This is a genomic window from Kocuria palustris, assembly GCF_016907795.1.
Taxonomy (GTDB): domain Bacteria; phylum Actinomycetota; class Actinomycetes; order Actinomycetales; family Micrococcaceae; genus Kocuria; species Kocuria palustris.
On sequence record NZ_JAFBCR010000001.1, the window covers coordinates 2,037,469 to 2,050,367 of the forward strand.

Here is a 12,899-nt window from a genome sequence, read left to right on the forward strand (position 1 = left end):
CGGTGCCTGGTCTACGATGGTGGGCGTCGTCCGCACGTCCGGGCGGCGGTGGGGCCCTTAGCTCAGCTGGCAGAGCAGTGGACTTTTAATCCATGGGTCGTGGGTTCGATCCCCACAGGGCCCACCATTGTGATGTCTCAGTACATGGGAAACACCCCGAACCCTCAGGTTCGGGGTGTTTTTCGTTGTGGCTGGTACTTCCGCGTGGGGTCCAGGGTGAGCTCGCGGAGGATCTCTCCGGTGGCCTTGGCCACGATGGTGATCTCGCGGTCCTCAACGATCAGAACGACGTGGGTTCGGGCGTGGGCTCGGCCGATGCCGATGTGGAAGAGCTGGCCGTCGTAGCGCAGCGTGACTTTGCCCGTGGCGTCGATCTTGTCGGTGCGGAACCGGGTCGTGGCCGGTGCCAGGGGCCCTGGGGTGTCCTTCGGTGCGGCGATGTAGGCGGCGTACGGGGTGGTCTTCTTCGCTGAGTGGATCCGCTGAGTGTTGTAGATCTCGCGGAACTGATCGAGCAGGGCCTGCAGGCCCGGCAGGTCTGCTGGTGGGGGCTGGGCTGCCAGCCACTTCTTCAGGGTCTGCTGGAAGCGCTCGACTTTGCCCTGGGTCTGCGGGTGGCCTCCGCGGCAGTCCCGCTTGGATGGTGGACAACGTGGCTTCGTAGACGGCGGGGCCGTCGGCCCACATGCGGGACTTGGTGGTGATCCAGCGGTGGATGCTGGCCGCGATCGCACGCGCCTCAGAGGCCGCTAGTGGCGATCCCGCGCCATTGCTTGTCCAGACTCAACCGCCGTTCGACTCGATCACGCGGCGACCCCGCCCCGCCGCGCCGGCCCGGTGCCGGGCCCGGCAAAGTCGCGCGCGATCGGCGGCAGGGATGCGGTCAGGATCAGGGCGGCGCCGAAGACCAGGGCGCCGAAGCCCATTCCCCAGTAACCCAGCGTGCCCACGATCCCGCCGAGGAAGAACAGGCCCACGAGCACAGTGAGCACCCGCAGCTTCTCCCGGTCACCGCGCACTGGGGCGGCGTCCCGGCTGCGGTAGAGGATGCGGCCGAGCTCCACGGCGATATCGGTCACCATCCCCGTGACGTGGGTGGTTCGCACCGGGAAGTCGCGGATCTTGGTGATCAGGGCGTTCTGCAGGCCCATGGTGAAGCACAGCGGCGCCACGAGCACCAGCTCCGTTTCAGGGCCCTCGAATCGCCCGGCCAGCAGACCGGTCACGAGCATCAGTACGCCCTCCAGTGCCAGGACGTTGGCGTAGCGGCTCGAGAGCCGTCGTCGTCGGCCCCAGGTGAAGACCACGGTGCACATGATCGCCCCGACGATGAATGAGGACACGGCCAGGGCCGCCGCCAGCACCAGGCGCCAGTCGCCGGTCATGAAGTGATCGGCGCCCGAGGCCGTCATCCCGGTCATGTGCGACGTGTAGAGACCCACGGCCACGAAGCCGACGGAGTTCAGAGCCCCGGCGATGACCACCAGCAGGTAGGCCAGGTGCCGGTCGAAGAGCGGGGTTCGGCGGGGGCCGGAGAGTAGCTGGGCGTAGCGGTAGATCTGGCGGGGAGCGCGGGGGAGCATCTCGGTACTATAGGCAGGCGCGTGTGAACGGCGGATGCAACGCAGGTAGGGATCCGCCGGGAGTCCGCTCAGTTCATCAGTCGATTCTCATCTGGGCGCGCACCGGTGCAGGGTGGGGCCGCAGAGCTGCTCAGCGCCGCAGGATCATGGGGGTGTGCGTGATGCCGGCTTCCAGGAAGGGCGCCTCGTCGCGTAGGAGACACGCCCTAGCCGATCAGGCCGCGAGATGAGCACGTGGTGGCTCGCGTTCGGCGGTGACCTCCGTCCAGACGGCACGAGCGGGTTGCCCTGTGGACGTGAGCCGGCGACACCTTGTGTCGGCGGGACTTTTAATCCATGGGTCGTGGGTTCGATCCCCACAGGGCCCACCCCGCGCACAAGGCTCGAACCCTTGCCAATGGAATCGTTGGCTGGGGTTCGGGCCTTGTTGCCGTTCTGGGTCCAGTTGGGGGCATTGGCGTTGACCTCGGGGTCGAGGAGCATCTCGAAGGGTCGGTTGTTCTCGACGCGGAGTTCGTTGTCTTCGTCGATGTAGACCTTGGTGAAGAAGGCTTGGTTGCACAGGCGCCGGTTGGCGTCGTCGCACCGTTGGTAGATGTCGGCGCAGTTGGCCAGGAGTCCGAGGGCGTCGTCGAGGTGAGCGCGGGCGTCGGCGTAGTCGCCGTGGTGGGCGTCGATACGCCGGTTGAGGCGGTCGAGTTCGCCCAGGATGCGGTCTTGTTCTCGTTTGAGGACGGGCAGCGGGATGGCGTCGGCGTAGTGGGCTTGCATGAGCCGGTCTTGTTCGTGTTCGAGCCGGTCTCGGTGAGTGGTGAGGCGTTCGAGTTCGTCGGTCTCGGCGGCCATGAGTCGGTCGAACTCGTGGTGGAGCATCCCGGAGAGTGCGTCGCGCTGGGCGGGGCTGATCTGTACGCGGGTGTAGTAGTCCTCGATCAGCTTCTCGACGTCTTCGATCAGGATCGCGCCGCGGGTGCAGTCGGTGCGTTTGGAGTGCCGGCCGGAGCACACGAAGTAGCAGTAGACGTTGCCGTGTCGGTTCTTGGCGTTGGTGAAGCGCCCTGGGTTTGGTTCCGAGCTTCCTGAAGGAGAATCGGATCATGCCCAAGAAGTTCACCCCCGAGTTCCGCGAACGCGCCGTGCGGATGGTCTTCGACCGCCAAGCCACCGAGGGCGGACCACGCGCGGCCTCCATCCGAGTCGTGGCCGAGTCGCTGGGCTGCGGCCCCGAGACCCTGCACGCCTGGTGCAACCAAGCCATCACAGCAAGCAAGGCCACGCCCGCCGCCACTGACGAAACCTTGAGCGAAGAGAATCGCAGGCTGCGTCGAGAACTCGCCGAAGCCCGCCGCGCCAATGAGATGGCGGATTCAAGCGGTCAGCGCAACATCTCCTGTGAGATGGGACAGTCACTGACCACAGGAGGATCCGGATGCAGGGCAAGCACGGTCATCTCAGCCGGGAGCAGAAGCAGCTGGCGCTCAGGTTGCACGCGAGGGGCTGGCGGCTGGTCGATATCGCCAAGGAGATCGGCTGCAGCGCGCCGATGGTCGGGGTCATGGCCCGGAGCGGCAGGCACCTCGATGCCAAACCGCTCGGCTGGAAACCACGCCAGGGCTGCCTGACGATCGATGAGCGCGAGCAGATCCTTCTGGGGATCAATCGTGGCGACACATTCACCGCGATCGCCGGGCAGCTGGGGCGAACGGTGTCCACCATCAGCCGTGAGGTCAAGCGCGGCGGAGGCCGCTGCGAATACTCGGCTTGGCGCGCACATGAACGTGCCCGCCAGCAGACTCGTCGGCCGAAGCCGTTCAAGCTCAGGCCCGGCCGACTGCTCGAGGAGGTCGCCAGTCGGCTGGAGCAGTTGTGGTCGCCCGACGAGATCGCGGTGCGCCTACGGTTGGATCATGCCGATGATCCGCAGATGCGTGTGAGCCACGAGACGATCTACCAGTCGCTGTTCGTGCAGGGCAGAGGCGAGTTGCGCCGTGAACTGGCCCGGTGCCTGCGGTCCGGAAGGACGGCTCGCAAGCCTCGCGGGGCCATCGAGGGTCGTGGCCGCATCCCCGGCATGGTGATGCTCAGCCAGCGCCCTGCCGAAGCCGACGACCGTGCAGTGCCCGGGCATTGGGAGGGTGACCTCATCCTTGGTCAGGGCAGCCGCAGCGCTGTCGGGACGCTCGTCGAGCGCTCGACACGGATGACATTGCTGCTGCACCTGCCCGATGGCAAGAGCGCCGAGCAGGTCGAGGCAGCAATGCGCGAGGCGGTCAGCAAGCTGCCGTCCTCCTTGGCCCGAACGATCACCTGGGACCAGGGCGCGGAGATGGCCAAGCATGCTGCGTTCACTACCGCCACGGGCATTCCGATCTACTTCTGCGATCCTCACTCGCCCTGGCAGCGCGGCAGCAACGAGAACACCAACGGCCTGCTGCGCCAGTACCTCCCCAAAGGCACCGACCTCAGCGGCCTCAGCCGCAGGGAACTCGACATGATCCAGGACAGTCTCAACGGACGCCCTCGGAAGACATTGGGCTATCTGACACCATCAGAGAAGCTCGCAGAGTTCCTTGCGCTCACCGCTTGAATCCGCCGATCCTGAAAAAGGCCTCGGCTTTTTTCGCAGCGGAACTCGACCGCCCCACGACGAGATGATCCGGTTCATCGACATGAACCGCGACGATTTCGGGGTCGAGGCCATCTGCCGCTTCATGCGAGAAACAGAATGTGGGTTCATCACCTCCCGAGCCTACCGGGCTGCGAAAACACGGCCGGCCTCAGCTCGTGCTCTGCGTGATCAATCCTTGATCCCGGAAATACAGCGCATCCATGAACAGAACTATGGTGTCTACGGGGCGCGGAAGATGTGGCATGCGATGCGCCGAGCAGGCTGGGACCTGGGCCGCGATCAAGTCGCTCGTTTGATGCGCAGCGCCGGGCTGCACGGGGTCCGCCGGAGCCGCAAGCCCAACACCACCCGTCCAGCCCAGGCAGATGATCATCGCCCGGACCTGGTCCAGCGCGACTTCACGGCCGCGGCCCCGCACCAGCTCTGGGTCGCCGACATCACTTATGTGCGTCTCGTGTCGGGATTCTGCTATGCCGCATTCATCACGGATGTCTGCACCCGCAAGATCGTCGGCTGGTCGGTCGCTTCAACGCTGCACACAGATCGCCTGCCGCTGCTGGCCCTGGAACACGCATTATTGACGACTGGTGCCCGTCGGGATTCTTCTGGCTTGACGCATCACTCGGATCGAGGGTCTCAATATGTGTCGCTGGCCTACTCGGATGCGCTGATTGCTGCAGGTGTGACTGCTTCGGTCGGTACGGTCGGGGATTCTTACGACAATGCCCTGGCAGAAACGGTCAATGGTCTCTATAAGACCGAGATCATCTACTCCAAGCGCGTCTGGCCCTCGGCTACTGCGGTGGAGATCGCGACGTTGGACTGGGTCCACTGGTGGAACACGGCTCGGCTCCACGAACGACTGGGGTACCGGACCCCGGTCGAGGTCGAGGCTGCTTACACTGACCTCGAGGTGACCGCGCCCGCGGTGCCCTGACCTCGGAACGAAACCCAGGGCGCTTCAGTTTCGTGCGCTCACCGTAGCCGGGGATGACCCAGTCCGCTGGTGGGCGGGTAGCTCCACCGTGAAGACCGCGCCCTGCCCGCGACCAGGGGAGGTGGCTGTGAGACGTCCGCCGTGGGCTTCGGCCAGGGCCTTGGAAATGGTCAGGCCGATCCCGGAGCCACCATGGTCGCGGTCGCGGGCGGTGTCACCGCGGTAGAAACGTTCAAAAAGGTGAGGTATCTGCTCCAGGCTGATGCCGTCGCCGGTATCGGCGACACGGATGGCCACCCGCCCTGGGCCCTGCCGGTTGGCGCTGAGCGTGACCTGTCCGCCGGCTGGGGTGTGGCGCAGGGCGTTGGAGAGCAGGTTGCCCAGCACCTGGCCCATGCGTTGCCGGTCGGCCTCGATGTCCCCGGCGGTCTCGTCGACGTCGATGTTCAGGGCCACACCTTCGGCGGCGTAGGCCTCCCGGTAGGCCTCGGCGGCCGCGCGCACCAGCTCGGCCACAGGTTGTTCGGTGCGGTCCAGGATGATGCGGCCTTCCTCCGCGCGGGAGACGTCGTTGATGTCTTCCACCAGACGGGTGAGGCGGGCGAGCTGTTCACCCATGAGCTCGCTGGTGGTCTCGTCCCAGTGGGCGACCTCGTCCTGGAGCGCCTCCAGGTAGACCGTGAGCACGGAGATGGGGGTGCGCATCTCGTGGGCCAGGTCGGAGAGCATTCGTCGGCGGGTGTCTTCGGTGCGCTCCAGCTGGGCGGCCATGGTGTTGAACGCCCCGGCGAGGGCGTCCACCTCAGCGCCGGCGCCCATGGCGGGGACCCGGGTGTCGTAGCGGCTGCGGGCCATGGCCTGGGCCGCGTGGGTGAGTGCGTCGATCGGGCGCTGGAGGCGGCGGGTGAACACCAAGGTGACGCCCAGGGCGCATACCAGGGCAGTGGCCAGGGCCATCCCCAGGGTCCAGAGGTTGGTGTCGCGGTAGGCCTGTTCCACATGCATCAGCTGGGTGGCGTCGTGCCCGGCCCCAGCGCGCAGCAGGTGCTCGTGAAAGATCGCCGGGCCCACTATGGAGGCGGCGAGGACCGCGGCGAGGATGCTGGCGATCACCACGATGGTTTGCGCCAGGAAGAACCGGGAGGCCAAGCCTCGTGGGCGGTGCCTGCTCATCGGCTTGCCATGCGGTAACCGACCCCTCGGACCGTGCTGATGCAGTCAAGATCGGGGTGTGCCTCAATGAGTTTGCGGCGCAGATGCCCGATGTGCACGTCCACGATCCGCTCGTCGCCCACCCAGGACGGATCCCACACGATGTCGATGAGCTGACGGCGGGAGTAGGCCCGTCCGGGGCCGGCCGAGAGTGTGGCCAAAAGATCGAACTCGGTGCGCGTCAGTGCGACCGCGGCCCCGCTCACCCGGGCCTCGTGGGCAGCGAGGTCGATGACCAGGTCCCCGAAGACCCATGGGGCCTCTCGAACGGTGACGGTGCGCGGGCGTCGCAGCACGGCCTGGACCCGTGCGACGAGTTCGCGCACGCTGAAGGGCTTGGTGATGTAGTCATCGGCGCCCACCTCCAGTCCGGTCAGCTTGTCGTCCTCGTCCCCACGGGCGGTGAGTATGAGCACATAGCACTCGGAGAAAGACCGAAGGGCACGGCACACCTCGATCCCGTCCAGACCTGGCAGCCCCAGATCCAGGACCACCACATCCGGGTGCTGGTTTCGGGCTGCTTCAAGGGCCGCGGGGCCGGTGTGGGCCTGGTCCACGGTGTAGCCGGCGCGGGAGAGATACGTCGCGATCATCTGCGCTAGGGCCTTCTCGTCGTCGACCACGAGCACCCGTCCCGGATGGGACGGGGAATCGATGCCTGGGTTCATGCCTCCAGTGTCGTCCCCACGCTGCGACTGGGTGACCGCGAGAGCGCAGGTCATCTGTGATCTTCGCTGAATCTTCACAATAATCCCGGTCTCTTCGCCCGTGCGCGGATCCAGAATGGTTGTCGTCGTTCGTGCCCTGCTGTGCCTCGGAAAGGAATCATGAATCAGGTTTCCCGCAGACGGATGTTGACTGGTGGCTTCGGCCTGCTCGGTGCTGGTGTCCTGGCAGGGGGTGCACCTGCCGCGGGTTCCTCCGCGGCACCGTCACTTCCCGGCCGGGCTCTGGTGGAGAAGACGCTTGTCGCGCAGCCGGCGACCCTGGACTTGGGAGGCTTGCAGGTCGATACGTGGGCCTACGGTGACACGGTCCCTGGACCGCTGATCCGGGCCACGGCCGGGGACCGGTTACGGATCACCGTCGACAACCAGTTGCCGGCCGAGACCACCGTGCATTGGCATGGCATCGCCCTGGAAGCCGCTGCCGACGGGGTGCCAGGGCTGACCCAGGACCCGATCGCCACCGGGAGCACCTACACCTACGATTTCACCGCACCGGATCCGGGGACCTATTTCTACCACCCCCACGTCGGGCTCCAGCTGGACCGGGCTCTGTACGCCCCGCTGATCATCGATGACCCGAAAGAACCAGGGTGCTACGACCACGAATGGGTGCTCGTGCTCGATGACTGGCTCGACGGCACGGGACGCACGCCCGAGGACGTGCTCCAGGCGCTCACCTCCTCCAGTGGGAGCGGGGCCGGCCACGGGGGCATGACCGGAATGGACCACGGGGACATAGGCATGAGCTCCCCGGGGGCTATGGGCGGTATGGATCACGCGCCGATGAAGGGCGGTGGAGACTCGCCCTACGGAGAGGACGCCGGGGACGTGACCTACCCGCATTACCTGGTCAACGGCAAGGTGCCGGAGGCCCCGGATGTGCTGGCCGCCAAACCGGGGGATCGGGTGCGGTTGCGGATCATCAATGCCGCCGCCGACACCATCTTCACCGTCGCTCTCGGCGGGCACCGCATGGAGGTGACCCACACCGATGGGTTCCCCGTGAAGCCGCAGGAGACGGACGCGCTGGCCATCGGCATGGGCGAACGTTACGACGCGATCGTCACCATAGCTGACGGGGTCTTCCCGTTCGTGGCCGCCCCCATGGGCAAGGACGGCCAGGCCATGGCGTTGATCCGCACCGGCTCCGGCGCCGCACCGGCCCCGACGGTGACGCCGAAGGAACTGCGTTGCCCGGCCTTGATCGGCGCCGAACTGGAGCCGGCCGACAGCGCCCGGTTGGAGACCCGGGACGTCGAAGTGGCCCTGCCTATGGCGCTGACCGGACAGATGGACCCTTACCAGTGGGGGTTCAACGGCGCTCCATACGGCAAGAATGACCCGCTGATGATCCGAGAAGGCCAACGCGTCCAGCTGGACGCGGCCAACCAGACCATGATGGCCCACCCGCTGCACGTCCACGGCCACACCTTCGCCCTGCCCAACGGATTACGCAAAGACACGGTCATGCTCGCCCCGATGCAATCCCTGGCCCTGCAACTGCAAGCCGACAATCCCGGGGATTGGATGGTCCACTGCCACAACCTGTACCACGGCGAGGCCGGAATGATGATCGAGATGAGATACCGCCGATGACGCTCATGCCCCGACGGGCTCTCCTCGGTTTGGGCCTGGTCACAGGGACCGGGCTGGCGGTCGCAGCTTGCTCCCCGCAGCCGGGTACCTCCACATCGGCCCCCTCCGGTGAGGGCGCCGGCGAGGCCACGGCGATCACTCATGTCCATGCCATCACGCGCGCTCCGGCCGACGGGGCCGTGCTGCTGGCCACCCACGAGGGCCTCTACCGTCTCGAGGACGGGGACCTGACCAGAGCCGGGCCCATCGTGGATCTGATGGGCTTCACCATCGCCGCCGACGGCCGCTACCTGGCCTCAGGCCACCCCGGCCTGGGCGTGGACCTACCCGAGCCATTGGGGCTGGCCGAGTCCGCCGACGGCGGGCAGAGCTGGAGTGTGCTCTCTCGCGGCGGGGAATCGGATTTCCACGCCCTGGCTGCCGGCCCCGCCGGGATCATCGCCTTCGATGGGCAACTTCGGTTCAGCCCCGACGGGCGCACCTGGCAGATGCGCGCCATTCCCTCGGCCCCGGTTTCTTTGGCCGTGTCCCCGAAATCGGGAGCGGTGCTGGCTGCCACAGAAAACGGCGTGCTGCGCTCCACTGACGACGGCGCCAGCTGGTCCCCCCTGAACACCCCCCAGCTGGCCTCACTGGTGGCCTGGGCCGACGACCGCACCATCGCCGCCACAGGGATTGACGGGCGCCTGCTGACCAGCACCGATGCCGGTGCTAACTGGACCTCCAGTGAAGAACCCCTCGGGGAGATCACCGCCCTGGGGGCCAGCCGCACCGATGACGGTGACGTAGAAGCGCTGCTGATGGCAAAAAACCAGGTGCTGCGCACGGTCGACGGGGGAGCGACAACACAGCAGCTGCTGTGACAGCTGGGCTGTGAGCTGACCAGGGCCGAGAATGCCCACCGGGCGGGACTTACCGCAACAAGACAACTTCAGGGAGACGACCATGAGCGAGGCCTCTAAGCGCCAGGAGATGGTCCCGGCGATGAGCGCCGAAGGCGCGGCTCTGTCGCGGAAGCGGCTGAGCGGCATCGGCGCAGCTCGGGGGCTGGCTCTGATCGGGTTGACCGCTATCCACTACCTGCCCGCCCTGGTGGCCGGGGTGGGCTTAGGAAGCATCACAACTTCCCGGAAACCCCTCGCCAAATATACCCCCGGGGGGTACTGTCGAGAATGAGGAGGCAACTATGACGGATTCGCACGCCCACCACCATGGTGGAGCCTCGCCCTTACGCGAGGCCCCCACCCCCGATCACCCCCACGATTCCCAGGACGAGCACTCGGGTGACGGCGGCCACGAGGGAAACGGTGACCATGGAGGCCATGGTGGACATGACCACGTCGCCATGTTCCGCCGCTTGTTCTGGATCTCCCTGGTCATCTCGATCCCCACGATCTTTCTCAGCGGCAGCTTCGCGCACCTGCTGGGCTACCAGTTGCCGGACAACGCACTGATCACCTGGGTCCCCGTGATCCTCGGCACCGTGCTCTACGTCTGGGGCGGCCGCCCGTTCCTGACCGGTGCGGTCGACGAACTCCGGCAGCGCAAACCCGGCATGATGACCCTGATCACCCTGGGCATCTCGGTGGCGTTCTTCGCATCCTGGGGCAGCCACCTCGGGCTGCTGCCACCGGACCTGGAGTTCTGGTGGGAGCTGGCACTGCTGGTCGTGATCATGCTGCTGGGGCACTGGGTCGAGATGGCGTCTCTGGCCCGCACCTCCAACGCGCTCGATGAGCTCGCGGCCCTGCTGCCCGACGAGGCTGAGGTGCTCGACCCTGACGGCTCGACGCGAACGGTCGCGCCCTCGGACCTCGCCGTGGGCGACCGCGTGCTGGTCCGTCCGGGCGGACGCATCCCCGCCGACGGTGAGGTGGTCGAGGGTGCGGCCGACGTGGACGAGTCCATGGTCACCGGCGAGTCGGTGCCCGTCACGCGCGGGCGGGGTGACCGGGTCGTGGCCGGCACCGTGGCCACCGATCGACCGCTGACCCTCGAGGTCACCGAGATCGGCGAGAACACGGCCCTGGCCGGTATCCAGCGCCTGGTCCAGGACGCTCAGTCCTCCTCGACCCGCGCCCAGCGCCTGGCCGACAAGGCGGCGAACCTGCTGTTCTGGTTCGCCCTCCTCGCTGCCGCGATCACCGCCGTCGTGTGGGCGATCCTCGGCACACCCAGCATGGCGCTGGTCCGTGTTGTCACCGTCCTGGTCATCGCCTGTCCCCACGCTCTGGGGCTTGCGATCCCGCTGGTCGTCTCGATCTCGACCGGACGGGCCGCCCGCCAGGGCATCCTCGTCTCGGACCGCAAGGCCCTTGAGCTCGTGCGCAGCATCGACACCGTCGTCTTCGACAAGACCGGCACCCTCACCCTCGGCGAGCCCGCTCTGCTGGGCGTGCAGCTGGCACCAAACGCCCCGGCGGGCATGAACGAGGACCGTCTCGTGGCCCTCGCGGCCGCGACCGAAGCGCAGAGCCAGCACCCTCTGGCGCGGGCGATCGTGGCCGCCGCACAAGACCGTAACCTTGCCGTGCCGCAGGCCACCGGCCACGACAGCGCGACCGCGGTCGGCGTCTCGGCCACCGTCGAGGGCACCGACATCCGCGTCGGTGGCCCCGCGCTGCTCAGCCAGGCCGGTGCGGAGCCGCTGTTCACCGACGAATGGGCTCAGGACGGGCGGATCGTTCTGCACGTCCTCGTCGAGGGCCGAGTTGCCGGGGCCCTAGCCTTGGCCGACGAGGTCCGTCCGGCCGCCCGCGAGGCGATCGAGGCCCTGCACCGCCTGGGGATCGAGACGGCGATGCTGACCGGCGATGCCCACAACGTCGCCGAGGCCGTTGGCCGCGAATTGGGCATCGACCGCATCGAGGCTCAGGTCCGTCCCGAGGAGAAGAGCGCCCGGGTCCGCCAGTTGCAGGAACAGGGCAAGAAGGTCGCGATGGTCGGCGATGGTGTGAACGATGCTCCGGCTCTGGCCCAGGCCGATGTCGGGCTCGCGATCGGCGCCGGAACCGACGTCGCGATCGCCTCGGCCGGGATCATCCTCGCCTCCGAGGATCCGCGCGCGGTGGTCTCGGTCGTGCGGCTCTCGCGCGCCTCCTACCGCAAGATGGTGCAGAACCTCTGGTGGGCTGCCGGCTACAACCTGATCTCGGTGCCGCTGGCAGCCGGTGTGCTGGCCCCCATCGGGTTCGTCATGCCCATGGCCATCGGCGCGCTGCTCATGGGCGCCTCTACGGTGGTGGTCGCGCTCAATGCGCAGACGCTGCGCGGCCTCGACCTCACCGCTGAGGGGTCGGTCGAATGGGCAAAGAATCAGACCTGACCCGGGTCGTCAGCGTGGCCATCAATTCTTCGCCAGTCTGTTGTCGCAGGGTTGGCATAGAGACTTTCAGGCCATCCACGCCTGAAGGAACATCAACGAAGGAGACGAGATGAAGAAGTCCATCTGGACTACCAGCATGGCCGCTACCGCAGCGGTGAGCATGCTCGCGCTGACCGCCTGCGGAGGCACCGCGGAGGAGGAAGACGCACAACCCGCACCGTCGCAGACGGCGTCCGAGGCGGCGGCTGCGCCGTCGACATCGTCCGAGTCATCGAATATGGACATGGGCATGGATCATGGTTCCGGGGGTATGGCCGGGCACAATCCCGAGGGCGGGCCCCCGCCCGAGGGCATCGAGGCCGCAGCCGATCCCACCTATCCGATCGACTCGACGGCGGTTCTCACCGCTGACCACATGCCCGGCATGGCGGGGTCAGAGGCGACGATCACCGGTGCCTTCGATACGACGGCCTACTCGGTGAGCTACACGCCCACAGATGGTGGCGAGCCCGTCGTCGACCACAAGTGGGTCGTGCACGAGGAGCTGGAAGATCCGGGTGAGGCGCCTCTTCCGGCGGGTACCGAGGTCGTGCTGGAGGCCGATCACATGCCCGGCATGGAGGGCGCCGAGGCGACGATCGAGAGCTCGACCGAGGAGACCGTGTACATGGTCGACACCACGATCGATGGCATGGAGATGGCCAACCACAAGTGGTTCGTCGAAAGCGAGCTCCAGCCCGCCGAGTAAGCGTGAAAGGGGCGGTGTCCCGGCCCGCGCGTCTTCACGAACTCTTCATGGCTTCGCCCTTCCGCCTCCTGCCGGTCGCTGTCTATGGTCAACGGAGCGGGTTGGTGCCTGCCAGCCCGCTCCGTTCGGATCGACAGAAAG

General features: G+C 66.9%; 12 protein-coding genes, 1 tRNA gene and 1 other annotated feature. Of the genes, 8 read left to right on the forward strand and 5 right to left on the reverse strand.

The genetic code is table 11. The features are described 5' to 3' along the window. Nucleotides 1–51 precede the first annotated feature (51 nt). A tRNA-Lys gene (locus JOE55_RS09085) sits at nt 52–127 on the forward strand. Between the two features lie 37 nt (nt 128–164). On the opposite strand, the gene JOE55_RS09090 is transcribed toward JOE55_RS09085, so the two are convergent. From JOE55_RS09090 to JOE55_RS09100, 3 genes are all read right to left on the reverse strand, one after another. Continuing rightward, nucleotides 165–734 (reverse strand): integrase core domain-containing protein, encoded by a 570-nt coding sequence (locus tag JOE55_RS09090; RefSeq protein WP_006214729.1) that lies wholly within the window; start codon nt 732–734, stop codon nt 165–167. Between the two features lie 69 nt (nt 735–803). Further along, nucleotides 804–1,583, reverse strand: coding sequence for a YoaK family protein (locus JOE55_RS09095; protein ID WP_053446847.1), 780 nt, complete (start codon nt 1,581–1,583; stop codon nt 804–806). A 144-nt stretch (nt 1,584–1,727) separates the two neighbouring features. Further along, nucleotides 1,728–2,591, reverse strand: coding sequence for a hypothetical protein (locus JOE55_RS09100; RefSeq protein WP_204782697.1), 864 nt, complete (start codon nt 2,589–2,591; stop codon nt 1,728–1,730). An 89-nt stretch (nt 2,592–2,680) separates the two neighbouring features. Here JOE55_RS09100 and JOE55_RS13600 point away from each other — a divergent pair, with 89 nt between their 5' ends. The 3 genes from JOE55_RS13600 to JOE55_RS09110 all read left to right on the forward strand — a co-directional run bounded on the left by JOE55_RS13600 (nt 2,681) and on the right by JOE55_RS09110 (nt 5,149). Then, nucleotides 2,681–3,205 carry a transposase gene (locus JOE55_RS13600; protein WP_420870992.1) on the forward strand — a complete coding sequence of 175 codons (525 nt, stop codon included), beginning with the start codon at nt 2,681–2,683 and terminating at the stop codon, nt 3,203–3,205. Further along, nucleotides 3,097–4,170 carry an IS30 family transposase gene (locus JOE55_RS09105; RefSeq protein WP_420870999.1) on the forward strand — a complete coding sequence of 358 codons (1,074 nt, stop codon included), beginning with the start codon at nt 3,097–3,099 and terminating at the stop codon, nt 4,168–4,170. The genes JOE55_RS13600 and JOE55_RS09105 overlap by 109 nt, the downstream gene beginning before the upstream one ends. Further along, nucleotides 4,154–5,149: an IS3 family transposase gene (locus JOE55_RS09110; RefSeq protein ID WP_204782698.1), complete on the forward strand. Its 996-nt coding sequence runs from the start codon at nt 4,154–4,156 to the stop codon at nt 5,147–5,149. Before JOE55_RS09105 ends, JOE55_RS09110 begins: the two co-directional genes overlap by 17 nt. Further along, nucleotides 4,196–4,329 (forward strand) — a sequence feature (AL1L pseudoknot). It overlaps the preceding gene by 134 nt. Before the next feature lie 24 nt (nt 5,150–5,173). Here the strand turns inward: JOE55_RS09110 and JOE55_RS09115 are convergent. Next, entirely contained in the window at nt 5,174–6,322 is a 1,149-nt protein-coding gene (locus tag JOE55_RS09115; protein WP_053446840.1) for a sensor histidine kinase, read from the reverse strand. Then, entirely contained in the window at nt 6,319–7,029 is a 711-nt protein-coding gene (locus tag JOE55_RS09120; protein ID WP_040561645.1) for a response regulator transcription factor, read from the reverse strand. Before JOE55_RS09120 ends, JOE55_RS09115 begins: the two co-directional genes overlap by 4 nt. Before the next feature lie 159 nt (nt 7,030–7,188). Here JOE55_RS09120 and JOE55_RS09125 point away from each other — a divergent pair, with 159 nt between their 5' ends. The 4 genes from JOE55_RS09125 (at nt 7,189) to JOE55_RS09140 (ending at nt 12,758) form a co-directional block, all read left to right on the forward strand. Next, a complete protein-coding gene (locus tag JOE55_RS09125) occupies nt 7,189–8,685 on the forward strand; it encodes a multicopper oxidase family protein (protein ID WP_204782699.1) in 1,497 nt (498 codons plus the stop codon). Nucleotides 8,686–8,690: 5 nt separating this feature from the next. After that, nucleotides 8,691–9,548, forward strand: coding sequence for a F510_1955 family glycosylhydrolase (locus JOE55_RS09130; RefSeq protein WP_338125492.1), 858 nt, complete (start codon nt 8,691–8,693; stop codon nt 9,546–9,548). Nucleotides 9,549–9,871: 323 nt separating this feature from the next. After that, complete coding sequence (locus JOE55_RS09135) at nt 9,872–12,010, forward strand: heavy metal translocating P-type ATPase (RefSeq protein ID WP_204782700.1); 2,139 nt, start codon at nt 9,872–9,874, stop codon at nt 12,008–12,010. Nucleotides 12,011–12,119: 109 nt separating this feature from the next. After that, on the forward strand, nt 12,120–12,758 hold the full coding sequence (locus JOE55_RS09140; RefSeq protein WP_053446845.1) for a YdhK family protein: 639 nt from the start codon (nt 12,120–12,122) through the stop codon (nt 12,756–12,758). Nucleotides 12,759–12,899: the final 141 nt, after the last annotated feature.

What these genes read in the sequence shown, in the direction of transcription:
- JOE55_RS09095 (WP_053446847.1), bottom strand. Translation starts at nt 1,583, where the DNA reads ATGCTCCCCCGCGCTCCCCGCCAGATCTACCGCTACGCCCAGCTACTC.
- JOE55_RS13600 (WP_420870992.1), top strand. Translation starts at nt 2,681, where the DNA reads ATGCCCAAGAAGTTCACCCCCGAGTTCCGCGAACGCGCCGTGCGGATG.
- JOE55_RS09115 (WP_053446840.1), bottom strand. Translation starts at nt 6,322, where the DNA reads ATGAGCAGGCACCGCCCACGAGGCTTGGCCTCCCGGTTCTTCCTGGCG.
- JOE55_RS09120 (WP_040561645.1), bottom strand. Translation starts at nt 7,029, where the DNA reads ATGAACCCAGGCATCGATTCCCCGTCCCATCCGGGACGGGTGCTCGTG.
- JOE55_RS09125 (WP_204782699.1), top strand. Translation starts at nt 7,189, where the DNA reads ATGAATCAGGTTTCCCGCAGACGGATGTTGACTGGTGGCTTCGGCCTG.
- JOE55_RS09130 (WP_338125492.1), top strand. Translation starts at nt 8,691, where the DNA reads ATGCCCCGACGGGCTCTCCTCGGTTTGGGCCTGGTCACAGGGACCGGG.
- JOE55_RS09135 (WP_204782700.1), top strand. Translation starts at nt 9,872, where the DNA reads ATGACGGATTCGCACGCCCACCACCATGGTGGAGCCTCGCCCTTACGC.
- JOE55_RS09140 (WP_053446845.1), top strand. Translation starts at nt 12,120, where the DNA reads ATGAAGAAGTCCATCTGGACTACCAGCATGGCCGCTACCGCAGCGGTG.